The organism is Staphylococcus sp. GW821-FHT11H10, assembly GCF_058807855.1.
The window spans coordinates 136,670-160,193 of sequence record NZ_JBXARC010000002.1 but is presented as its reverse complement, the minus strand read 5'-3'; the positions used below and the strand labels follow the sequence as shown (position 1 = coordinate 160,193).

Below are 23,524 nucleotides of genomic sequence, written 5' to 3'. Positions count from 1 at the left end.
GTCGACTTTATTTCGTTTATTCAGCTGAAGCTTGATAAGCTTTGCGTCGAGATAAAATTAAAGTAATAGCTACAGAAACGATAAAGGCAACGAGCATGCCTATAAAGTAGTGCAACCAACCTGCATGTGCTGGATTAATAGAAATAAATCCTGGCAAACCTGCTGTACCTAAAGCAATAGCCTTTACTTTAAAGAACGAGATGTAAGCTGAACCAATTGCTGAACCAATGATTGCGCCAATAAATGGATATCTTAATTTAAGATTCACACCAAACATTGCTGGTTCTGTAATACCTAAAAGCGCTGACACACCAGCTGCTGATGCAACACCTTTTAATTTTTTGTTATTTTTTATAATGATAAATGCTGCTAATGCTGCACCGCCTTGTGCTACGTTAGACATTGTTGCAATTGGGAAGATAAATGAACCTCCCGTTTTTGCTTGATCAGCGATTAATGTTGTTTCAACAGCGATAAAGCTGTGGTGCATACCTGTTATAACAATTGGCGCATAGAATAAGCCAAAGATAAATCCACCTATAGCCCCGCCAAATTCATATAGCCATGTTAATCCGTCTGATAACCAATAACCAAGTTGTCTTGTTAATGGTCCTACAAATAAAAATGTTAAAAATGCCGTAACTAAAATAGATAATAATGGTGTTAACAAATTATCTAATACTGTAGGAATAACTTTACGTAGCCACTTTTCAATTGTTGCTAAAATATATGCTGCCACTAACATTGGTAACACTTGTCCTTGATAACCTACTTGATTAATATGTAAGCCAAATAAGTCCCAATGTGGAATTGCTTTACCCGCTTCTACAGCCTTAGGAAAATCGTATGCGCTCATTAATGATGGATGTACTAAAATCATGCCAAGCGCCGCCCCTAAGAATGGATTACCTCCAAATCGTTTCGCTGCACTAAATCCAATTAATATTGGTAATAGCGTAAACGGTGCATTTGCAAAGATGTTAATCATATCTGCTAATCCAGCAAACTGACTATGAACATCTATTAAAGATTTATTATCATAAAAGAGATCTGGTGCAGTTAAAATATTATTAATCCCCATTAATAACCCACCAGCAACAATGGCTGGAATAATAGGAACAAATATATCTGAAAGCATTTTAACGAATCGTTGTAATGGATTCATGTTTCGAGCAGATTTATCTTTAACATCCGCTGTTGTAGATGCTTCTTTCCCTGTTATTTTTTCAAGTTCATTAAATACTTTATTTACTGTACCTGAACCAATGATGATTTGATATTGGCCTCCAGTTGAGAATGTGCCTTTAACCACATCCATTTTCGATAAAGTTTCTTCATCTACTTTACTTTCATCATTAAGTACGAGTCTCAATCTTGTGGCGCAATGGGCCATCGCATCTAAATTATCTTCTCCACCTATAGCTTCAAGAATTTCTTCAGCCGACTTTTTATAGTTCATTAAATTTCCCTCCTATTCAATGGAACCGGTTCTATTTATTAATTTCATTGTAACCGGTTCCAAAAAATAACGCAATAACCTTTTTTATCTTCACCAATTATTCATATTTTAGATTTGTAATCTAAGTTTCTGGGAAAATATATTAAAACTTACAAAATAAGTGAGCGAGGCGTATTTGATGAAAGAACGTGGCTATATTGAAAAGTTATGGAGAGAAGAAAAATATAATGTCTTGTACCATAGTCAACAGCATTATAATTATATTCGTGAATTACTTAAGCAATCTCCAACTTTAAATGAAGTTCAACTCACTATTAATGAAGCACTCCAAACGACTCCATCCAATGGTTCAATAATCAATGCATACGATCATATGTGGGGTTACTTTAAACACAAAGCTAATGAAATAGAAAAAAAACAAATCAGCTCAATTAAAAGCTGACTTCAAACAAGATAATGTTCAAAGTAAAGAATTGCTGATTTTTATAAAATACTTAGCCGACAAATATGAAGTTTCTTACCTTCAAAAAAGTACCCTGCTTAATTTCCAATGAGAATACTTAAGTTATGAAAAATTTATTAGAATGGAAATAATTAGTACTACCTAAGCCTTAATTAAGTACTTATACAATACTAGAAATTCTTCTGCTGTTCGCTAAATTTATGAAAAACAAAAAAGTTGAGACAACGCATATGTTGTCCCAACTTTTTTAAAATTAATTCTGTTTTTCTGTAAAATATTACTCTTGATGTTTCGCCTATAATAAAATCAGTATATTAAAGAATGGTAGATATTAAAACTGTTACTTATGCATCAGTGATTTAGTAATTGGGGGAGTTAGGTTCCTTAATAATATACATTAGCATGCTACTGCTAATACCATTGTTAATAATACGCATACATATTCTTATTCTAAGTTGAATGGCAAATCTTAGGTGTGATGTCTGACTATTATTTAATTTATTAATTTTCACTCTCTAGTTGTTTAATTCATGATGAAGATGAGTTGAATTTCTATATCACGCACAAAATAATTTACTTTACTTGTGTAAGATGGAAAATTCTTGTTGTTGAGTCTAATTATTGATATAGAATTTAATAATTTTAATAAGTTGTTGGTACTTGTATCATTAACTTTAACATGTTGGCAGAATTTAAACTCAACGATTTAATTATAGCTTTTCTTGTTGTGGAAATACTTTATGTTGCTATTTCATGATGTTGATACAGAACTAATGAATGTAAGATTTCGTAACCATTAATTAAATTATTGTAAATGATGTTTAATCAATTCTGTTTCGAAATCTATATTTATTATGCATCAAATTATGTTGTCCCACGCTATTAAAATTTTCCAAATCAGTCACACTATATTTTCAATTTTTCATTTAAGTTGCTTCTTTGAGAAAATTTTTATCGTTTTCACAAAATAATCTCAAAATTTTTTTATTTTTAGTTATTAATTTTTTCTTACTTTTATTTTATAATAGCTTTTATTATTCACAATTCAATTGAACAGAAATGTTTAGCCAATAAATATAAAAGCTAGGAGAACAACATACATGAGTAATTCCCTTCTATTACATGAACATTTAACAACTGCCCCTTCGCGTAATATAAATTATATTATTATATATTTCTCTTTGACTAATGAATTAACGATTACTATTAATGGTGAAAAGAATGATATTCATAACCATATTGCTATAGTCAATCAAGGTGATTTATTTAATATCGATCATGCTAAAGATTTAATTGAGTTAAAAATCCCTATAGCTTACTTCTATATAGAAGATAATGATTTCTTTAATTGTTTCTTTGACCGTCATTTATTGCAGTCGAATCATTTTATTAAATCTCAAATTTTGCAATGTATTTCAAACTTTTCAAATAATGAAGAACAAGATAGTGAAACAGTATCTAAAATTATAAGAACGTTATATAAAGAAGCCGTAGTTAGAAACACAACATTATATGCACCTACTATGTCTATCGATAATCAGTTACTGTCTAATATTGTCATGTTTATTAACAATAACATTACATCTAATCTATCTTTGTTAGATATTGCAAAACATGCACTTATTTCAGAATCATATTGTTCTAATTTGTTTGCTCGCATATTAAATGTAAATTTTAAAGATTATTATACCAGTCTAAAAGTTAATCACTCTGTACAATTACTAATGACAACGAATCATTCTATAACAACGATTTCCGAATTATCAGGTTTTAGTAGTCACACCAATTTTACTAATCAATTTAAAAAACATTTGGAAGCGAGCCCTAAGCAATTTCGTACGATGCTAAATCAATTAGAACCCCTGCCCTCTATTTTAATAAGAAGTTCAGTTAGTCAATCTTTTTTAAATTTAATTTCACAATTTGAGTTTACGAATCATTTGACCACGGAAACCACACAAATTAATATTGCTAATTACGATCCTAAAGATCAGACGCAATTTTCAACGGCTTTTATAGATTTTCAAAACATAAATGAATTATTTCAATTTGTGTTTAATGATTATTTTGATATTGATTTATCCTATTTACCTAGACCAGCGATTTTAATTAATGACGTGAGTGACATGGTAGGTCGTCAAACAAATTTAAATTTACTAAATCGTTGTTTTGAGAAATTATTTGAAAAAAATATTAGATTAGCTGTCACTATTAAAAATAATCAAGAATTTAAAATGATATACCAATTGATTATGATATTCTTACAAAATAATAGAGATTATAAATGGAATAAAAAATTAGTGAAATTCATGCTTGTATTTGATACTGAAACAATGTCTATTCATGATATCCACCTTGCACACCTTAAACTCAAGAATAAAAACCGTGCTATCAAATTTAGTTTAATGGTTGATGGTTTGTTAAGACAACTGGGTTCATTACAAGAAACATATGATATTATGCATCGTATGAACTTTGATTTTTACTTTGTTGATATTGAAAACATTGATACCAAAAATGTGCTAATTGATATACAACGTGGCTTTACTCACTTATCGACGCACTTTGAAAATTATTTGCGTTTTATAGAGGGGTCTAATATACCGTCAACTCAGTTTATTTATAGTAACCTATCATTAAAATGTTTCAAATACACTAATAATGGTACACAATCACTTCAATTGTCAGATCTCGTATGTCATTTATATCAGTTAATGAGACACGGTGGTGGCGTGTGCTATAAATTAATAGAAACAGATCCAATGTATATCTCACTCTTTAATAATCATGGTAGTTTATTACCTATCATGCATTTATATCGATTTGTTTCTACATTTAGTAATGAGTCATTTCAAATATCAAATAATTATTTAATGTGTTATAAAGATGGGAATTATCATGTGATACTTTTTAATAAAATCAATGACCGTTATTTATCTGATAGCCAACAACACTATATCTTTGAAAATGACTTTAAAGAAAACACCCTATTTATTGTAAATACATTAAATAATGAACATGGCTCAATACAACATTTAATTCCACAAGATAAGCGTGATGTTTACATTGAAAAAGATATTATTCAACAATTAGATAGATGTAATCATCCAAAGACTGAACTATTGATTCAAGAAAATAATTATGCCGCATTTCAAATAACGCTAAAACATGATGAAGTGAAATATATTTGTATTAAACCTTCTTAGTATACCTTGGATGTAAGTTTAAAAGAACATCATTTAGGCTATAAATAGTATAAGGAGATGATAACTTTGGATAAACAACAAGTGATTCAATCAATTGAAAAAGTCTTAGATACTTCAAAAGTCGGCGTCTTATCAACAGCATATAATAATCAACCAAATAGTCGTTATATGGTATTTTATAATGATGAATTAACTTTATATACGAAGACAAGTAATGAGAGTACTAAAGTTGAAGAAATTAAAAATAATCCTTATGCATATATTTTATTAGGTTACAATGAAACAACAAATAATAGCTTTGTTGAAATTGAAGCAAATATAGAAATTGTTGAAGATCAAAAAGTAATTGACTGGTTATGGGAAACGCAAGATAAAACGTTCTTTGATTCAAAAGAGGATCCAAATCTATGTGTGCTTAAAGTCGTACCTAAAACCATCAAGTTAATGAATGATGATGATATCGATACACCTGTAACGATTACTGTATAGAATTTAAATAACTGTTTATATTAAAGAGTTCAGTACTAAGATAATCAGGTTCTGAACTCTTTTTTTTGATTAATTGGTTAACGCCTATGATGTCGTTTATGTCATTAAATTATGATTCAATTTAATATAGATTATTATTTTATTGCAATTTAATAGTATTTTATGTATAAAAGAGATAGAACTTTTTAAAGGAGTCTATAAAATGAAAAATAAAAAGGGTTTAGGTATCGGTATTGCACTTATTGCTATCATGTTGATCGTATGTATCGTTCTTGTTGTCATGATGATGACAGGTGGTCAAAAAGAAACGTATTATGGCTATATGAAAAACGACCATACAATTGATAAGATGGTAAATGAACAGACTGAAAAAATTGAAAAAAATGTTGAATTGCCTTCTGATAGCAAAGCTAATTTTAAGAAAGGCGACTTCGTATTTTTAGTTAAAGAAAAAGGATCAGATAAATTCTCAAGAGTATCTAAAGTAGATCACGATGACGTACCACATGGTTTAATGATGAAAATTCATGAAATGCATGATATGAAAGGTATGTAAATTACAATAAATCACTGTCAATGAAGAGAAATCTTTGTTGGCAGTTTTTTAATATCATAACGTATTTATACACAAATCTTTATAATTTTAAGCAATAAAAAAGTATCGAGCCTATGTGCTCGATACTAAAAATGTCAGATTTCTTTTTTAAATTGATTCTAAGTATTTTTTACCTTGTTCTTTGTCATAAACCTTTTCCCATTTAGAGATAACAACAGCTGATAGTGCATTACCTATTACGTTAACACATGTACGAACCATGTCTAATAAACGGTCTACACCGATAATTAACGCGAGCCCTTGTGCTGGTAAGCCCATAGCTCCTAATGTTGTTAATAATACTACGATTGAAACGCCAGGTACTCCAGCCATACCTTTAGAGGCAACCATTAATGTTACCATTAAGATAATTTGTTCTGATATAGATAAATGAATGCCATACATTTGTGCAACAAATAATGCTGCAATTGATTGGTATAGTGCTGATCCATCAAGGTTAAATGAGTAACCTATTGGAATAACAAAGGATGTGACATCTCTTGGCGCTCCGAATTTTTCCATTTTCTTCATCATTACTGGTAATACTGCTTCTGAACTTGAAGTAGAGAATGCTAATAATAATTCATCTTTCAAAATTTTAATGATTGAGAAGATACTAATACCACAAATTCTTGCTACAATTCCTAGAACAACGATAATAAAGAACACCATCGCGAACACTACTACTAATACTAATTTTAATAATGGAATTAAAGCAGATGCTCCAAAAGTCATTACTGTTGTACAAATAAATGCAAATACACCTATTGGTGCTAATTTTAAAATTTTATTAATCATCCAGAATACTGCTTCAAGCGTACCATTTAAAAAGCCTTTCACAGGATCTGCTTTTTCTCCTATTGCAGCTAATCCTAAACCGAAGAATACTGCGAAGAAGATGATTGGTAATAATTCACCTTTAGTTAATGCTTCAAATATGTTTGTTGGTACAATATTTACAATGGTATCAATAAAGTGATTGCCATATGTAGATTGTTCTGCTGCGGATGCAGATGATTGATATTTAGAAATATCGCCTTTAGGTAATTTGTCTGGATCTAAACCAGCACCTGGTTTGAATAAGTTACCAATGATTAGTCCTAAACCAATGGCGATTGTTGTTATAATTTCAAAGTAAAGAATTGCTTTCCATCCATAGCTACCTATCTTCTTTGAGTCCCCTAAGTTAGATATAGATAATGCTAATGCACAGAATACAATCGGTATGATGATCATTTTAATTAAATTTAAGAAAACATCACCGAACGGTTTTATATAATTTGCTACGTTATCTTGTCCAAATAATAATAAACCTACAACTACACCTAGCACCAATGCGATGATAACCTGCATCGGTAAACTAATTTTTCTCTTGAACAGAGCCATGTTGAAACCCCCTTCATCTGACATCGCTTAATTATATCAGATAATTATGAAATGGGATATAAAATTTTTAAAGCTAACTATATATATACTATTCAATCAAGCTAAAATAATTAAAAATACTATAAAAAGGAGATCAGAAATCATTATGAATTCTGTTCTCCTTATTTTTCATTACTTGTAAAATATTAATCCTCATTTAATGCGAAATTAAGGTTTGAAATTTTGGTTAAAATAATTATGTTTTGCATCTTTAATACTTTTTTTAGTTTCAGTATCAAAGCCTTCAGCAAAGATACCTTTACGTGTTCCTATAGGTTGAATGACATATGTCATATGAGGTTCATCTTTAAAGACAACTTCTTTGTAATAAACCCCTTTTTTTGCACTATATTGTGTTTTTTCAGATTTAATATCATCACTTAAATGTTTCTGCTCTATATAACTATCTACCATTTTAATATTTCTATGACCTTGATACGTTTTCATTGCGAAAAAGAAAGCAATTGCCACTACTAATGAAATCGCCAAAATAATACAAATTCTAATCCATTTTTGTTTTTTACTCATTTTGAAACTCCTTTGTACACAACCTAGTCTCACCATCTCTAGTTACTATCTAAATTATTATGAATGATAGATAGAAAATTTTAAAGTATTTCAGTATTTCTGTAACAAAATGTCCTAACAATTTATCTCTAATTCAAAATAAATCGACACTTACAGCAAACGTGTAGACGTACTTTCAAATATAGTTCAAAAGGCTATAAAAGTCCATGAAATACTATGGCAACAGTCTTGACATTACTTTTAGTTCATAATATCTTTAAATAAGTTAAGGGGGGAAATGTATGTATATTAAAGATAGTTATTTAAGTAATCAATTATGTTTTTTATTATATGTTACTTCTAAAGAAGTTATAAAAAAATATACTTACTATTTAAAAAAGCATGATTTAACATATACAAACTTTATGGTCATCATGGCCATCGAAAATGAAGAAAAGATAAATATTAAATCACTTGGTCGTCGCGTATTTTTAGATTCTGGAACACTAACACCTCTCTTAAAGAAATTAGAGAAAAAAGGCTACGTACAACGTATGCGTGAAAAAGAAGATGAAAGAAATCTTCAAATTACACTGACTGAAAGCGGTATTAATATTAAACCTACGTTGAAAGCTATCTCTGACCAAGTTTTTGAGGACTTTGATATTTCACAAGATGAAAAAGATAATCTTGTTAATAGCTTAAAACATGTTATTTCAAATAACTTCGATTATACTACTCACTAATATTTAATCCTGGCAAAAGCGAAACACTTTATTTCACAATTACTAGGCTTTATACATATTGAGACTTTTGCCATGGATTTACTATTCCGCACTTAATCTTTGCCTTATTCTTTTATAATTCCTTTCGCTTTACGTTAACCCTCTCTATTACTATAATGTACTTGAAAAGTATCATTTTACAACTATGGTATGCACGCTTAAATAAAGGAGAGACATTAGTATGAATAATAGAGAGTTTTTTGAACAATCCATTTTCAAGAATAATCCAAAAGACGTATTTCGTGATTTAGGTGAACAAGTTTTTAATCAATTTTCATCAAAAAGTTTCCCGACAAATATTTATAATCAAACAAATCAATACGTATTAGAAGCTGAACTACCTGGTGTCAATAAGTCTGAAATTGAACTTAAATTTGAACATGCGGCATTAACAATTAAAGTTCAAAAGCATGTATCTGAACAAACAGGTAGCGTTCAATTAAGTGAACGTGCAAGTGGTGAATTAGTTAGACATTTTGAATTTAATGATATTGATAAGTCACAAATTAAAGCAAGCTACGAAGACGGGATTTTAGTTGTTATTTTACCTAAAGAAGTTAGTGCACAAGATCAATCAACAACAATTACAGTAGAATAAATAGATATACAGAATAAAATGTTAAAGAGCAATACAAAACTATGTTTAGCTTTGTATTGCTCTTTTTAATGTATAAATTTATTTTGCATATTCTTTTTTATATAAGTGTCCCATGGTAATAAATGCTAAGACACCAAATATTGCTAAAAGAATAAATGCTAAATGACTTGAACCAGTTAGACCTGTTACATAAGTAATAACTAAAGGTGGGAAGAATCCTCCTAAACCACCCATCATAGAAACAATACCATTAGCTGCACCAGATTCTTTTGCGAAGTAAGAAGGTACAAGTTTAAATATTAAACCATTACCTAAACCAGCACAGATACTGATAGTTAAACAACCGATAGTAAATAAAGCAATATGACTTGAAATTCCTAAAATAACAGCACCTACAATCATAATAATAAAATCGATCATTAGTACTTTCACAGCATTAAATTTATCTCCAAGTATACCGCCAATTGGTCTTAAGAAAGTTGCTAAAGCAATGAATACACCTGACCGAATACCTGCATCAACTTTATCAATGCCAAAGTTATTTACTAAGTAGTTAGGTAAGAATAATCCAAATGCTACAAAAGCACCAAACGTAATAAAATACCAAAGACTTAAGTAATATAACTTATAATTTGATGATAATTTTTTAAACTGAGATGCTAAAGGTACTTTCACTTTTGGTTCATTTTTATCACCAAAAATGAACATTAAAATTGCGAAAATAGCAATGATAATTAAATAACTTCTTACCGTCGTTTGCCAACCTATAATACCTGCAATAGGTGGTGCTAAAAATGAAGATACTGCCGTACCGATGTTACCCATACCATAAATTCCATTAGCAAGCCCTACTTTATCTTTTGAAAAATATTTAGGTACAGATGTCACACCTACAGAGAATATCGCACCTCCAACACCTAAAAAGAATCCAGATAACATTAACATTCCTGGTGTTTGTGCTTGCCCTAAAAAGAAGATAGGAAATAATAATATAACAAAACTACAAAAGAATACCCATTTCGCACCAATAATATTAGTTAAATAACCGAATGGCACACGTAAAATTGAACCTAATATTACTGGAATTGCCAATATAATAGATAACTGTCCAGGATTAACTTTAACATCTTGAGAGATATATGGCATTAACGGAGATATAATACTCCATGCCATGAAACCCACTACAAGACTTAACGTTTGTAAGGTAAGTTGAAAGCCACCTTTTGTCTTATACATTTTTTCACCTTCATCATTTAATTTTCTTTATCAGTAATTGTTATATAAAAGAGGTCAAAAATTTATAATTCAATCACATTACTGATTACAATTAAATTTTAGTAGAATTGTGAAAAAATGAACATAAGGATATTCCCTTATACTGACTGGGAATCCCCCTATATTTTTTCTATATATGTACGCAAAAAACTGAGACATTACTAATCTGTCTCAGTTTCATTTTCATCATTTAAAAATCTAATAATTTCTTTTTCAATGCATATTCTACTAACTCAGGTTTAGATTTTAAATCGAGTTTAGTCATTATATGTGTTTTATGCGCTTCGACCGTTTTGACCGACACGAATAATTTTTCAGCAATATCTTTATTACCATACCCTTTTGCAATTAAAGGTAATATTTCTAGTTCGCGCTTAGATAATATTTTAAATGGATCGTTAGTAGATACATCATCTGAATGTTTATGATTTACAAATTCATTCACTAATGACGTTGTTAATTTCATATCTACATATGTTTCGCCCTTATAAACTGTTCGCACGGCTAGTAATAATTGTTCATCAGGTGCATTCTTTAATATATAGCCTTTAGCACCATTACGAAGAACGTGGAACAAATATTCTTCATCATCATACATTGTTAATATTAATATTTTAGTTTCAGGAAAACTTTCTGATATTTTACTTGTTGCAATTAATCCTGATTCACCAGGTGGCATACTTAAGTCCATAATTAATACATCTGGCTTATGCTCCATCACCTTTTGATATGCTTCTCCCCCATCAGCAGCGGTTGCAACTACTTCCATATCCTCTTGAAAGTTTAAAATCATCGAAAATCCTGTTCTAACAACTGCATGATCATCTGCAATAACAATCTTCACTTTATATTCCCCTAACATATTTTAAACTGGTACTTCTAACGTAATAATTGTACCTTTACCAATATGTGTTTCTATATTCACTGTACCTTTAACAAGTTCTGCTCTCTCATTCATTCCATATAGCCCTAATCCAGTACCCTGAGGTTTTAAGTTGGGATCAAAGCCTTTACCCCTGTCAATAATCTCAGCGATAAGACCTTCTTCAGTTTGTTGAATCGTTACTTCCACTTCATAAACACCTGCATATTTTAATGCATTAAATATCGCTTCTTGAACAACGCGATAAACAACGGTTTCAATTTCACTATCGAAACGTATTGTTTGAATATTTGATTGATAAACAACATTTAATCCATAATTATACTCTAATTGTTTGAAATAAGATTTAAAAGCTGCTTCTAATCCTAAATCATCAAGTGATGAAGGCCTCAATTCTACTGATAAATCACGAATATCATTAATTAAATTAGACATTAGCAATTCAATATGTTCGGATTTTTCAATGAGTTGAGCCATATCTTGTTGATATTTTAATAATCTCAATTCAACATCTACATTTAGCATCTCTTGAACAACACTATCATGTAATTCTCTAGATATACGTTTTCTTTCATTTTCTTGTGCAGCAATCGTTTTACGTAACATCTGACGTTGATACATCTTTTCTTGTCGCTCTATTTGTGGAGATATATCTTGTAATGTAAAAGCGTAGATTTGTGCCTCATCATCAATACATTGATACGAAGCAGTAAATGGTTGAATTTTATTATCTACCGTTTTCATGAATACTTGGAAATTCATATCATTAGGCTTTGTCGTATCAAGATAACAGTTAATGCAACTTTGTAATGCAAATTCGTTAGAGTAACCTTCACAACGATTACATATCGCATTGGTCATTGCACTATAATTATTATCCTTTGAAATAATCTCTTCTGCAGCATCATTCATCGCGATAACCTTACCATCTTTATTTACAAATACGATTTTTTCATTCGTCTTTTCGTAATATTTTTTTAGTAAGTTCTCTAAATCAAGATTATCAACATCCAACATTTTAAACACCTACATTTCTTCTGAAAATGTCCAAAGCTTGCCACTAATATCCAAAGTTTCATAATCAGGAAGAGACTTGCCATCTCTTTGACCTAAGAGTAATACACCATACACCTGATTATTGTAACACAATGGGATAGCTACCATTGCAGTTAGATTTTCGGCAATTAAGATTGGATATTTAATCTTATCTTCTGGTGATAAGCTTGCCACTACGTCGGCAATGATCATGCGTTTTCCAGTCTTCATAACCATACCGGCTAGACCTCGCCCTTTACGCAAGATAATCATTTTATAGCGATCATTCAGGTTACCTGAGACATAATGCCATTTAATCGGTGCTGAAGTCATATGATGCTCATAAAGTGCAACACCTGCAAAATCATAGCCTTCACTGACCCTTAGATTATTCAATTGTTGTTGGAAATCCTGTTTTTCAAATACTGGATTCGTAATCACATTTGAATCTCCTCTCATACTCATGAACGTGTTTTATGTTTACGATAAACAATATATCTACGATTAGTATACGAAAGCGGTACACTCCAAACATGCACTAAGCGAGTGAATGGCCAACAAGCTAAAATTGTAAATCCAAGTAAGATGTGAATTTTAAAAGATAAAGGTACACTCGTCATCAGACTCGCGTCTGGTGAAAATGTAAATAAGTGTCTAAACCATATAGATATCGTTTGACGATAATCAAAATCACTTACCATCGCATTCGTAACTAATGTTGAATAACATCCCATGAAAATAATTAATATTAATAAGAAATTTACAAATATATCAGAAGCTGAACTTAGCTTTCTAACATTTTTAATAGTAATTCGTCGTGCTGTTAATAGTAACATACCAATAAACGTCATTATACCAAAGATACTACCGATGTATACAGCACCAAAATGATACATTTCCTCGCTTACACCTAATCCATCAATCCATTTAGCTGGTATAGCGAGACCTACGACGTGACCAAAAAACACCGGTATGATGCCCAAATGGAATAATAAGCTACCCCATTTTAATTGTTTTTTCTCTAAAAATTCACTCGATTTAGCAGTCCATGAGAATTGATCGTATTTATAACGAGCGATGTGTCCAACAATGAAAATGGCTACACATAAATATGGAAATATAATCCATAAAAATTGATTAAGCATGAGATGTCACCTCATTTGGAATTTCTAGACAAGCTTTTAATGTATTTCTTAAAGCACGGATCACATAAGCATAAGGATTGTTATCTTGAGCTAAATGATTTGCCATTTCATACGTACCGTCTTCAATAATCATAATAACTAGTTCAATATTGCCTTCTGCTCGTGGATCATTTTGCCATGATGCTACGTGTAAGAATTGGAGCATCAATGGTAGGTAATCTGATAACTCGTTATCTACCATTTTCAACCCAAACATTTCATATAACACTTTAAGTTTAGCCAACATTTGGCCTCTTTCTTTTTGAGTATCAAATTTGTTGTAAGTCATATAAAGCGGTGATTTCTTATTAAAATCAAAGGTATCTGTATATATTGCTTTAATTTCTGACAATGTGAATTGATGCATAATCTCTCTGTATTTTACTAAATCATCATAACCAGGATGAGAGGGTTCAATCGTTTCTTCAAATGTTTTTGGATGAAACGTTAATTTCTCTGGGAAATTAAGTTGCTGAGCTATATAACCAAAACTTTCTTGATAATAATGAAATTGTTGTAAATTAATCACGGAAAATCCCTCCATAGAAATTCTCATTATAAATTTCTTGTCCTGTTTTTCCTGAACCTACTGGAACACCACAGCCTTCACAATTGTCTCCGAAGTATTCGCCACCATACCCTTGGCTACCTTGCGCATGGTACGTATCTAAATATGTTTCTTTATGAGATGTTGGTACAACAAAGCGATCTTCATATTTTGCTAAACCTAATAAACGATACATATCTTTAGTTTGAATTTCTGATAATCCAAGTCTTTCTAATTTAGAAGTATCAAACTCTTTACCTGTAACTTGTGAGCGCATGTAACTTCTCATCATAGCCATTTTTTGTAAAGATTCCTTAACAGGTTGGACATCTCCGGCAGTAAATAAATTAGCTAAGTATTCTATTGGTAAACGCATTTCTTCAATAGCTGGGAAAATCATATCTGGGTTTTGTCCTGCATTTTTACCTTCAAAATAACTCATGATAGGACTTAATGGTGGGCAATACCAAACCATAGGCATTGTTCTAAATTCTGGATGTAAAGGAAATGCTAATTTATATTCAATTGCCAGTTTATACACTGGTGAATTTTGAGCTGCTTCAATCCATTCATAGCTAATGCCATCTTTTTCAGCTTGTTCAATCACTTCTTCATCAAATGGATTTAAGAAAATATCTAATTGCTTTTCATATAAATCTTTTTCATTTTCAGCTGAAGCTGCTTCATGAACTCTATCGGCATCATATAATAATACACCTAAATATCTCATTCTACCTGTACATGTTTCAGAACAAACTGTTGGTAATCCAGCTTCAATTCTTGGGAAACAGAATGTACATTTCTCAGCTTTGTTTGTTTTCCAGTTGAAGTAAACTTTTTTATAAGGGCAACCAGTCATACAGTAGCGCCACCCACGACATGCATCTTGGTCAACTAAAACAATACCATCTTCATCACGTTTATACATTGCACCAGATGGACATGAAGCTACACAACTAGGGTTTAAACAATGCTCACAAAGACGAGGTAAATACATCATAAATGTTTCATCAAATTGGAATTTAATGTCTTCTTCAATTTTTTGAATATTAGGATCTTCTGGACCAGTAATATGTGCACCGGCTAAGTCATCTTCCCAGTTAGGCCCCCACTCAAGATTAAGTTTCTCACCTGAGATAAGTGAGTGCGCTTTAGCAACAGGAGAATGCTTACCTTCTTTAGCAGTAGTTAAATGTTCGTAATTGTATGTCCATGGTTCATAATAATCTTTAATAAGAGGCATATCTGGGTTGTAAAAGATTTTACCTAACGCCATTTTTGTCCAACGACTACCAGATTTAAGTTCTAATTTTCCTTTTTTATTTAAGACCCATCCACCTTTATAATGTTCTTGGTCTTCCCATCGTTTCGGATATCCTACACCTGGTTTAGTTTCTACGTTGTTGAACCACATGTATTCTGCACCTGGACGGTTAGTCCAAGTGTTCTTACATGTTACGCTGCAAGTGTGGCAACCTATGCATTTATCTAAATTTAACACCATTGCAATTTGCGCTTTAATCTTCAAGCCAATTTACCTCCTTCATCTTTCTCACTGCTACATATACGTCACGTTGATTTCCTATTGGTCCATAATAGTTAAAGTGATAACTAATTTGTGCGTAACCACCTACAAGTTGTGTAGGTTTCAAATGAATTCTTGTTGGTGCATTGTGTGAACCGCCACGAGTATCTGTAATTTCTGATCCTGGTGTTTCAATGTGTTTATCTTGTGCATGATACATAAACATTGTTCCTCTTGGCATACGGTGTGATGTGACTGCTCTTGCAGTTACAACACCATTTCTGTTATAAACTTCTAACCAATCGTTGTCATTGATGCCATGCTCATCAGCATCCTCATTAGATAACCAAACGACTGGACCACCTCTAAATAATGTCAACATACGTTCGTTATCTTGATATGTTGAGTGTATATTCCATTTACCATGAGGTGTTAAATAACGTAATACTAATGCATCTTGTCCACCTTTAACTTGTTTATCTCTAGTACCAAATACCATTGGCGGTAATGTTGGTTTGTATACTGGTAAACTTTCGCCGAATTGTTGGAATACTTCGTGATCGATGTAATAACTTTGTCTACCTGTTAATGTTCTAAATGGTACGAGTCGTTCTATATTAGTTGTAAATGGAGAATATCTACGTCCATTTTTGTTTGAACCAGGGAACACAGCTGTTGGTATAACTTCCCGTGGTTGTGATGTAATGTTTAAGAATGAAATCTTTTCAGATGCACGTTCTTTTGAAATGTCTTTTAATTCCATTCCTGTTTGATTTTCTAAATCTTCGTATGATTTTTGTGATAATTTGCCGTTAGTAGCTGATGATACATTTAAGATTGCATCTGCTACTTTTCTAGCAGTATCGATACGTGGACGATTATTTCTGACTGATTCAGGGTCCTCATCATTCCAAGTACCTATCATACTTTTAAGTTCTTCATATTCATCTTTCACGCTGAAGCTTACGCCATGTGCACCAACTTTTCCTTTTTCAAGTAATGGACCTAAAGTCACATATTTATCGTAGATTTTAGTGTAATCTCTATCTACGACTGCGAAGTTTGGCATTGTTTTACCTGGAATGGCTTCAACTTCTCCTTTAGACCAATCTTTAACAATACCGTATTCTGAACCTAATTCCTGTTTGGAATCATGGCCAAGTGGTGTCGTTACAACATCTTTAAATGTTCCTGGTAAGTAATCTTTCGCCATTTCAGAAACAGCTTTACTTAAGGTTTTATAAATATCCCAGTCTGAACGTGATTCCCATAATGGATCAATCGCTGGATTAAATGGATGAATGAATGGATGCATATCTGTTGATGACAAATCGTGTTTTTCATACCATGTTGCAGCTGGTAATACGATATCTGAGTACAATGGTGTCGCAGTCATTCTGAAATCTAGTGACACTAATAAGTCTAATTTACCTTCTGTATCTTCACGCCATTGAATTTCTTCTGGTTTGTCTTCTTCGTTAGGTTCAGCCATTAGTCCTGAACGTGTACCTAATAAATGTTTCATAAAGTACTCTTGTCCTTTGGCAGAACTTGAAATTAAATTTGAACGCCATACGAATAATGTTTTCGGATGGTTCTTTCTTAAATCTGGATCTTCTATCGCAAATTGAGTTTCTCTATTTTTGACTGATTCGATTGCTCTATTTAATATCGCTTCATTAGAGTCATCACCGGCATCTTTTGCCTCTTCTCCGAATAATAAACTATTCTTATTGAATTGAGGGTATGACGGCAACCAACCTAATCTAGCAGCTGTAACGTTATAGTCAGCTGGGTGTTGATGTTTAATATTATTAGCTAATGGAGATTTTAATTTATCAACATTAGATTCCTCATATTTCCATTGATCAGTCGCAAAATAGAACCAACTTGTACCATTTTGCAGACGTGGTGGTCCTTGCCAGTCTTTGGCAAAGGCTACCGTATTCCAACCTTCTATTGGTCTACATTTTTCTTGTCCAACGTAGTGAGCCCATCCACCACCGTTAACACCTTGACAGCCACATAAAAGAACAAGATTTAAAATTGCTCGATAAATCGTATCTGAATTGAACCAGTGGTTAATACCAGCACCCATGATTATCATTGAGCGTCCTTTTGTATCGATTGCATTTTGCGCAAATTCTCTAGCTACTTGTGTTACTAATTCTGGTTTAATACCAGTTACACGTTGTTGCCATGCAGGTGTATATTTTGATTCAGCATCGTCGTATGAAGTTGCTTCTAATTCATGATTAAATCGTTTAATGCCATATTGACTTGTCATTAAGTCATATACTGTCGCTACATACACTTCTTTTCCATCAGCTAATGTTACTTTTCTAGCTGCTATTGGTCTTTCAAAAATACCGTCACCTTGACTATCAAAGTAAGGGAATTGAATTGTTTTTAGTTCGTATGTGTCGTCTGCCATTGACATCGCTGGATCAATCTTAGAACCATCTTCATTTTCTAATTTTAAGTTCCACTTCTTGCCTTCTTCCCAGCGTTGACCCATTGTGCCATTAGGTACTACAAACTGATGACTATTCATATCGTGAATGACTGGTTTCCATTCGCTATTTTCACTTTCCATACCTAAATCACTTGCACGTAAGAATCGTCCTGCTTTATAGCCATTGTCATCTTCATCTAACATAATCACGAAAGGCATATCTGAATATTGTTTTGAATAGTTAATGAACATTTCACTAGGATTATCTTGATAGTATTCTTGTAAAATAACATGTGTCATTGCTTGTGCTACTGCTGCATCAGTACCAGGATTAGGTGCTAACCAGTTATCCGCGAATTTAACGTTTTCTGCATAGTCAGGTGCTACTGAAACAACTTTAGTCCCTTTATATCTCACTTCAGTCATAAAATGAGCATCAGGTGTACGTGTAAGTGGTACGTTTGAACCCCACATAATAATATATGAAGCATTGTACCAATCACTTGATTCAGGTACGTCAGTTTGTTCACCCCAAATTTGTGGTGACGCAGGCGGTAAATCAGCATACCAATCATAAAAACTTAACATTTCTCCACCGAGTAAGTTGATAAATCTTGCCCCTGCAGCATAACTTATCATTGACATGGCAGGAATTGGTGTAAATCCTGCGATTCTATCTGGACCATCCTTTTTAATTGTATAAAGAATTTGTGCAGCAATAATATCTGTTACATCTTTCCAGTTAGCTCGAACATGTCCACCTTTACCACGTGCTTGTTTATATGCTTTTGCTTTCTCTTCGTCTTCAACAATAGATGCCCACGCTGCAATACGATTTCCATTATTTTCTTCTAACGCTGTATTCCATAAATCTAATAATTTCCCTCTAATGTATGGATATTTCACACGAAGTGGACTATATTCATACCAAGAGAACGACGCACCACGCGGACATCCACGAGGTTCAAATTCAGGCATATCAGGCCCACAACTTGGATAATCAATTTGTTGATTTTCCCAAGTGATTACGCCGTTTTTAACAAATACTTTCCATGAACATGACCCTGTACAGTTAACACCATGTGTTGTTCTAACTACTTTATCGTGACTCCATCTTTCACGGTACATTTTTTCCCATTCTCTACTTTTGCTCTCAAGAACTGACCAGTTACCATTAAATGTCTCAGTTGGTTTGAAAAAGTTTAATCCAAATTTTCCCATCTATATGAATCCTCCTACCGTTAAAGGTATTAACTTATTCCGATTTGCCGTTTTACTTTTGAATTTATAATGATTGTACAATTTTTCACATTCATTAGGTATTAGGGAATGTCCTAATTCGCATGGGGGAATCCCTAAAAAACAAAAAAGCAGGTAGTGGTACATAACGTTCTAAGAATTCGTTATACCACTCCTGCAAGGATGACTTATAAATTAATATATTTAATTTTATTGTTATTGATTATTTGTGTGTATAATTGTTGTTGTGATGGATGGTAACTTTCATCAACGTGCACTATACAACGATATCCTGTTTCAGATAATTCTTCAGCTTTCAATAAAGCATCTTCTTTCGAACCTTTTATAACATATAATGAATCATCTAAATTTCTTTCATGCTCTTGTTTCAACACTTTATCTTTATCAATATAGTCAACAATCGCACCTAAAATGCAAATGCCTGGTTCGCCTTCAAGTTCGTGTTGCTGTAATTGATGCTCAATGGTGCTTAATTTACCAATGATGACGCGTTGGTTATGACACGTAGCATTAAACACAATTGCTATCGAATTGTCCTCTGAAGTATAAGCTGTGATTTGATCAATGATACGGCCCAATCGTTTTATCCCCATATAGATGGCTAATGTCCCACCATTAATCAAATTACGTATATCTGTTTCTTGATTGATTGAATCTTTGAAATGGCCTGTTGAGAAAGTCACACTAGGCGCTACTAATCTCATTGTTAAGCCTAAATCCATTGTTGCAACAGCTGCACTTGCTGAAGTTACACCAGGAACAATTTCATATTCAATACCATAGTCTTTTAAAGTATTGACTTCTTCAGTAACACGACCAAATATTGCTGGATCGCCACCTTTGAGACGAATGACTGTTTGGTACTTTTTAGCCGCTTCAACGATTTTTAAATTAATTTCGTCTTGTTGTATATGTTTAGCGTAAGGCTTTTTACCTACATCAATGAATTCCGCATCAGCGGGTGCATATTGAAGTATGAGTGGGTTTACTAAACGATCATATAGAATAACTTCAGCTTTCTTAATACATCGTTCTGCTTTTTTCGTTAAAAGATTAGGATTACCAGGTCCAGCACCTATCAAGTAAACCTTTGATTTTTCATCTACAGACATACATAAACGTCTCCATCGATGACTTCAACTTGATATGTTTCAACACATCCAGTATCAGGTTCTTGTACCTCGCCACTTCTCAAATCAACCTTTTGATCATGTAGAGGGCAATAAACGTAATCGCCACTTACTGTTCCTTCTGATAATGGCCCTTGTTTGTGAGGACAAATATTATTAATTGCATGAATGTCTCCACTTTCAGTTAAGAAAATGCCAATTTCTTTACCATCAACAATCACTTTTTTTCCAATCAATGGTGTTAATTCTTCTAATGTCGTTACTTTAACTTTTTCCATAGATTTCATATGTTACACCCTCTCAACTTCAAAGATTTTTCGAGCTTCTTTATCTTCAACGATTGCTTCCCAAGGTTCGCCATGTCCATCAATCGCTTTTTTAGCATCCATAATTCTATCGAATAATTCTTTTTGACGTTCAGGATCCAGTAGTACTTCTTTAACATTTTCAAAGCCTAAACGATTTAACCATGGTGCAGTTCTTTCTGCATAAATGCCTGTTTCACGATAATACTGCATTAACGCACCACATAATTGAATAACTTCATCTTCAGTTTCAACGGTAGTTAATAATTTACCAACTGTAACATCTGTACCTCCATTACCACCGATGTAAATTTGATAACCGTTTTCTACTGAGATAACACCGAAATCTTTAACTCCTGATTCAACGCAACTACGTGGACAACCAGATACACCCATTTTAAATTTATGTGGTGTGTCAATGTATTCGAATGTTTTTTCTAAGCGAATACCTAAGCGTGTAGTGTATTGAGTACCGAATCGACAGAATTCTTTACCTACACAACTTTTAACTGAACGTGTTTTCTTACCATATGCTGAAGCTGAACGCATACCTAAATCTTCCCATACTTTAGGTAATTCTTCTTTCTTCAATCCATATAAACCTACACGTTGAGAGCCTGTTACTTTAACTAATGGTACATTGTATTTTTTTGCAACTTCACCTAATCTTATTAATTGGTCAGCATCTGTTACGCCTCCACGCATTTGTGGAATAACAGAGAATGTACCATCATTTTGAATGTTTGCATGATAACGTTCATTTGCGAAGCGTGATTCTTTTTCATCTTGATGGTCATGTGGATATACCATATTTAAATAGTAGTTTATTGCTGGACGACATTTTGGACAGCCATTTTTATCTTTAAAGTCTAGTACGTGACGTACTTCTTTTGATGTTTTTAGTCCTTTAGCTCTTATTTGCGTAACAATTTGATCACGTGTTAAATCAGTACAAGCACAAATTCCGGTAGGTTTCGCTGCTACAAAGTCATCACCTAATGTGCATTGTAATAACTCGCCAATTTGTCCTTTACATTTACCACATGAATTACCCGCTTTAGTTGCTTTCGTTACTTCTTCCACTGAAGTTAATCCTTTAGTCGTAATCGCATTAACAATCGTACCTTTATCTACACCGTTACAACCACAAATCGTTTCATCATCTGGCATATCAGCGATAGAAGTTACCGCTTCTTCTCCACCTTTGTACAATAATGATACTAATGTATAGTCTTCTAATGATTCATGTTTTTTCATCATATTATAGAATCTTGAGCCATCATCTGTATCACCATATAATACTGCTCCGACAACTTGACCATCACTCAAATAGACTTTTTTATAAATATTATCGACACTGTTGAAAATTTCAATACCATGGACATTTTCATTTTCAACAATTTGTCCCGCACTATATAAATCACAACCAGACACTTTTAATGAAGTGAAAGTTGTAGAACCTTTGTACCCTTCTGTTTCTTTTCCAGTTAGGTAGTCAGCTAACACTTTACCTTGTTCATAGAGCGGTGCGACTAAGCCATATACTTTGCCGTCATGCTCTGAACATTCGCCAACCGCATAAATATTAGGGTCTGATGTTTGTAAATAATCATTAACAACGATACCTCTATTTACTTCTAGACCTGCATCACGTGCTACTTGAGTAAATGGACGGATACCGACTGCCATGACAACTAAGTCTGTTTCGATTATTCTTCCATCTGCCAATTTAATCGCTTCTACATCATCTTTACCAATAATTTCTTTAGAGTTCGCTTGTAACTCGATATTCATACCTTGACGTTCTAAATCTGCTTTAAGCATGCCTCCAGCTTTACGGTCTAACTGCATTTCCATAAGCCATTCTGCTAAGTGTAATACAGTTACTTCCATACCTTGATCCATTAAACCACGTGCACATTCAAGTCCTAATAATCCGCCACCAATAACGACAGCTTTCTTTTTCGTTTTAGCGATTTCAATCATGCGTTCAGTATCTTCGATTGTTCTCCAACCTATAACACTTGGTAAATCTGATCCAGGTATCGGTAATACGAATGCACTAGAGCCTGTTGCAAATATACAAATGTCATAATTCACTTCAACACCTTTTGATGTTGTTACTGTTTGTGCTGAACGATCAACCGTCTCTACTGGGTCGTTGACGATGAGCTGAATGTTGTTCTCTTCATACCATTCATATGGATTCATTATTGTTTCTTCTACAGTCATTTTCTTCTGTAATATATTTGATAACATTATTCTGTTATAGTTTGGATAATGTTCTTTCCCAATAATTGTAATGTCAAATTGTGAATCTGAACGCTCTAGAATTTCTTCTATCGTTCTTAATCCCGCCATGCCGTTTCCAATCATCACTAATTTTTGTTTAGTCATA

At 32.7% G+C, this 23,524-nt stretch carries 19 protein-coding genes and 1 pseudogene; 6 read left to right on the top strand and 14 right to left on the bottom strand.

The window, feature by feature from the left end; translation table 11 throughout:
- Positions 1–16: 16 nt before the first annotated feature.
- Complete coding sequence (locus tag AC1RRU_RS02285) at positions 17–1,459, bottom strand: sucrose-specific PTS transporter subunit IIBC (protein WP_016930745.1); 1,443 nt, start codon at positions 1,457–1,459, stop codon at positions 17–19.
- Between the two features lie 178 nt (positions 1,460–1,637).
- Between AC1RRU_RS02285 and AC1RRU_RS02280 the strand changes: the two are divergent.
- From AC1RRU_RS02280 to AC1RRU_RS02265, 4 genes and pseudogenes are all read left to right on the top strand, one after another.
- Positions 1,638–2,013, top strand: a pseudogene (locus tag AC1RRU_RS02280) (YbgA family protein).
- A gap of 1,009 nt (positions 2,014–3,022) precedes the next feature.
- Entirely contained in the window at positions 3,023–5,128 is a 2,106-nt protein-coding gene (rsp, locus tag AC1RRU_RS02275; RefSeq protein ID WP_011274994.1) for an AraC family transcriptional regulator Rsp, read from the top strand.
- 66 nt (positions 5,129–5,194) lie between these two features.
- Entirely contained in the window at positions 5,195–5,617 is a 423-nt protein-coding gene (locus AC1RRU_RS02270; protein ID WP_011274993.1) for a pyridoxamine 5'-phosphate oxidase family protein, read from the top strand.
- A 202-nt stretch (positions 5,618–5,819) separates the two neighbouring features.
- Positions 5,820–6,173 (top strand): DUF4889 domain-containing protein, encoded by a 354-nt coding sequence (locus AC1RRU_RS02265; protein WP_070855524.1) that lies wholly within the window; start codon positions 5,820–5,822, stop codon positions 6,171–6,173.
- Positions 6,174–6,320: 147 nt separating this feature from the next.
- Here AC1RRU_RS02265 and AC1RRU_RS02260 read toward each other — a convergent pair whose 3' ends face one another.
- Positions 6,321–7,598 (bottom strand): cation:dicarboxylate symporter family transporter, encoded by a 1,278-nt coding sequence (locus AC1RRU_RS02260; RefSeq protein WP_011274991.1) that lies wholly within the window; start codon positions 7,596–7,598, stop codon positions 6,321–6,323.
- A gap of 207 nt (positions 7,599–7,805) precedes the next feature.
- Complete coding sequence (locus tag AC1RRU_RS02255) at positions 7,806–8,165, bottom strand: DUF3139 domain-containing protein (RefSeq protein WP_011274989.1); 360 nt, start codon at positions 8,163–8,165, stop codon at positions 7,806–7,808.
- 281 nt (positions 8,166–8,446) lie between these two features.
- On the opposite strand from AC1RRU_RS02255, the gene AC1RRU_RS02250 reads away from it, so the two are divergent.
- Positions 8,447–8,890 (top strand): MarR family winged helix-turn-helix transcriptional regulator, encoded by a 444-nt coding sequence (locus tag AC1RRU_RS02250; RefSeq protein ID WP_493196429.1) that lies wholly within the window; start codon positions 8,447–8,449, stop codon positions 8,888–8,890.
- A gap of 220 nt (positions 8,891–9,110) precedes the next feature.
- Positions 9,111–9,527, top strand: a complete 417-nt coding sequence (locus tag AC1RRU_RS02245) for an Hsp20/alpha crystallin family protein (protein ID WP_011274987.1) — start codon at positions 9,111–9,113, stop codon at positions 9,525–9,527.
- A 78-nt stretch (positions 9,528–9,605) separates the two neighbouring features.
- Here the strand turns inward: AC1RRU_RS02245 and AC1RRU_RS02240 are convergent, their stop codons facing one another.
- The 11 genes from AC1RRU_RS02240 to nirB all read right to left on the bottom strand — a co-directional run bounded on the left by AC1RRU_RS02240 (position 9,606) and on the right by nirB (position 23,523).
- Complete coding sequence (locus tag AC1RRU_RS02240; RefSeq protein ID WP_011274986.1) at positions 9,606–10,763, bottom strand: nitrate/nitrite transporter; 1,158 nt, start codon at positions 10,761–10,763, stop codon at positions 9,606–9,608.
- 229 nt (positions 10,764–10,992) lie between these two features.
- Entirely contained in the window at positions 10,993–11,646 is a 654-nt protein-coding gene (nreC, locus tag AC1RRU_RS02235) for a nitrate respiration regulation response regulator NreC (protein ID WP_011274985.1), read from the bottom strand.
- 21 nt (positions 11,647–11,667) lie between these two features.
- Positions 11,668–12,702 (bottom strand): nitrate respiration regulation sensor histidine kinase NreB, encoded by a 1,035-nt coding sequence (gene nreB / locus AC1RRU_RS02230; protein ID WP_011274984.1) that lies wholly within the window; start codon positions 12,700–12,702, stop codon positions 11,668–11,670.
- A gap of 9 nt (positions 12,703–12,711) precedes the next feature.
- The gene (nreA, locus tag AC1RRU_RS02225; RefSeq protein WP_011274983.1) at positions 12,712–13,161 is read right to left on the bottom strand and encodes a nitrate respiration regulation accessory nitrate sensor NreA; all 450 of its coding nucleotides are present in this window, start codon (positions 13,159–13,161) and stop codon (positions 12,712–12,714) included.
- Positions 13,162–13,181: 20 nt separating this feature from the next.
- Entirely contained in the window at positions 13,182–13,865 is a 684-nt protein-coding gene (narI, locus tag AC1RRU_RS02220; protein WP_011274982.1) for a respiratory nitrate reductase subunit gamma, read from the bottom strand.
- On the bottom strand, positions 13,858–14,433 hold the full coding sequence (narJ, locus tag AC1RRU_RS02215) for a nitrate reductase molybdenum cofactor assembly chaperone (protein WP_011274981.1): 576 nt from the start codon (positions 14,431–14,433) through the stop codon (positions 13,858–13,860). Before narJ ends, narI begins: the two co-directional genes overlap by 8 nt.
- The gene (gene narH / locus AC1RRU_RS02210) at positions 14,426–15,979 is read right to left on the bottom strand and encodes a nitrate reductase subunit beta (protein ID WP_011274980.1); all 1,554 of its coding nucleotides are present in this window, start codon (positions 15,977–15,979) and stop codon (positions 14,426–14,428) included. The genes narJ and narH overlap by 8 nt, the downstream gene beginning before the upstream one ends.
- Positions 15,969–19,652, bottom strand: a complete 3,684-nt coding sequence (locus tag AC1RRU_RS02205; protein WP_011274979.1) for a nitrate reductase subunit alpha — start codon at positions 19,650–19,652, stop codon at positions 15,969–15,971. The genes narH and AC1RRU_RS02205 overlap by 11 nt, the downstream gene beginning before the upstream one ends.
- A 206-nt stretch (positions 19,653–19,858) precedes the next feature.
- Positions 19,859–20,803 carry a uroporphyrinogen-III C-methyltransferase gene (gene cobA / locus AC1RRU_RS02200; RefSeq protein ID WP_493196428.1) on the bottom strand — a complete coding sequence of 315 codons (945 nt, stop codon included), beginning with the start codon at positions 20,801–20,803 and terminating at the stop codon, positions 19,859–19,861.
- Entirely contained in the window at positions 20,794–21,108 is a 315-nt protein-coding gene (gene nirD, locus AC1RRU_RS02195) for a nitrite reductase small subunit NirD (RefSeq protein WP_011274977.1), read from the bottom strand. The genes cobA and nirD overlap by 10 nt, the downstream gene beginning before the upstream one ends.
- Before the next feature lie 3 nt (positions 21,109–21,111).
- Positions 21,112–23,523, bottom strand: a complete 2,412-nt coding sequence (gene nirB, locus AC1RRU_RS02190) for a nitrite reductase large subunit NirB (RefSeq protein ID WP_011274976.1) — start codon at positions 23,521–23,523, stop codon at positions 21,112–21,114.
- Position 23,524: the final 1 nt, after the last annotated feature.

Coding starts and splice junctions, on each gene's coding strand:
- AC1RRU_RS02260 (WP_011274991.1), bottom strand. CDS start 7,598: ATGGCTCTGTTCAAGAGAAAAATTAGTTTACCGATGCAGGTTATCATC.
- AC1RRU_RS02245 (WP_011274987.1), top strand. CDS start 9,111: ATGAATAATAGAGAGTTTTTTGAACAATCCATTTTCAAGAATAATCCA.
- nirB (WP_011274976.1), bottom strand. CDS start 23,523: ATGACTAAACAAAAATTAGTGATGATTGGAAACGGCATGGCGGGATTA.
- AC1RRU_RS02265 (WP_070855524.1), top strand. CDS start 5,820: ATGAAAAATAAAAAGGGTTTAGGTATCGGTATTGCACTTATTGCTATC.
- cobA (WP_493196428.1), bottom strand. CDS start 20,803: ATGTCTGTAGATGAAAAATCAAAGGTTTACTTGATAGGTGCTGGACCT.
- nirD (WP_011274977.1), bottom strand. CDS start 21,108: ATGAAATCTATGGAAAAAGTTAAAGTAACGACATTAGAAGAATTAACA.
- AC1RRU_RS02255 (WP_011274989.1), bottom strand. CDS start 8,165: ATGAGTAAAAAACAAAAATGGATTAGAATTTGTATTATTTTGGCGATT.
- narI (WP_011274982.1), bottom strand. CDS start 13,865: ATGCTTAATCAATTTTTATGGATTATATTTCCATATTTATGTGTAGCC.
- AC1RRU_RS02285 (WP_016930745.1), bottom strand. CDS start 1,459: ATGAACTATAAAAAGTCGGCTGAAGAAATTCTTGAAGCTATAGGTGGA.
- rsp (WP_011274994.1), top strand. CDS start 3,023: ATGAGTAATTCCCTTCTATTACATGAACATTTAACAACTGCCCCTTCG.
- AC1RRU_RS02240 (WP_011274986.1), bottom strand. CDS start 10,763: ATGTATAAGACAAAAGGTGGCTTTCAACTTACCTTACAAACGTTAAGT.
- AC1RRU_RS02205 (WP_011274979.1), bottom strand. CDS start 19,652: ATGGGAAAATTTGGATTAAACTTTTTCAAACCAACTGAGACATTTAAT.
- nreB (WP_011274984.1), bottom strand. CDS start 12,702: ATGTTGGATGTTGATAATCTTGATTTAGAGAACTTACTAAAAAAATAT.
- AC1RRU_RS02250 (WP_493196429.1), top strand. CDS start 8,447: ATGTATATTAAAGATAGTTATTTAAGTAATCAATTATGTTTTTTATTA.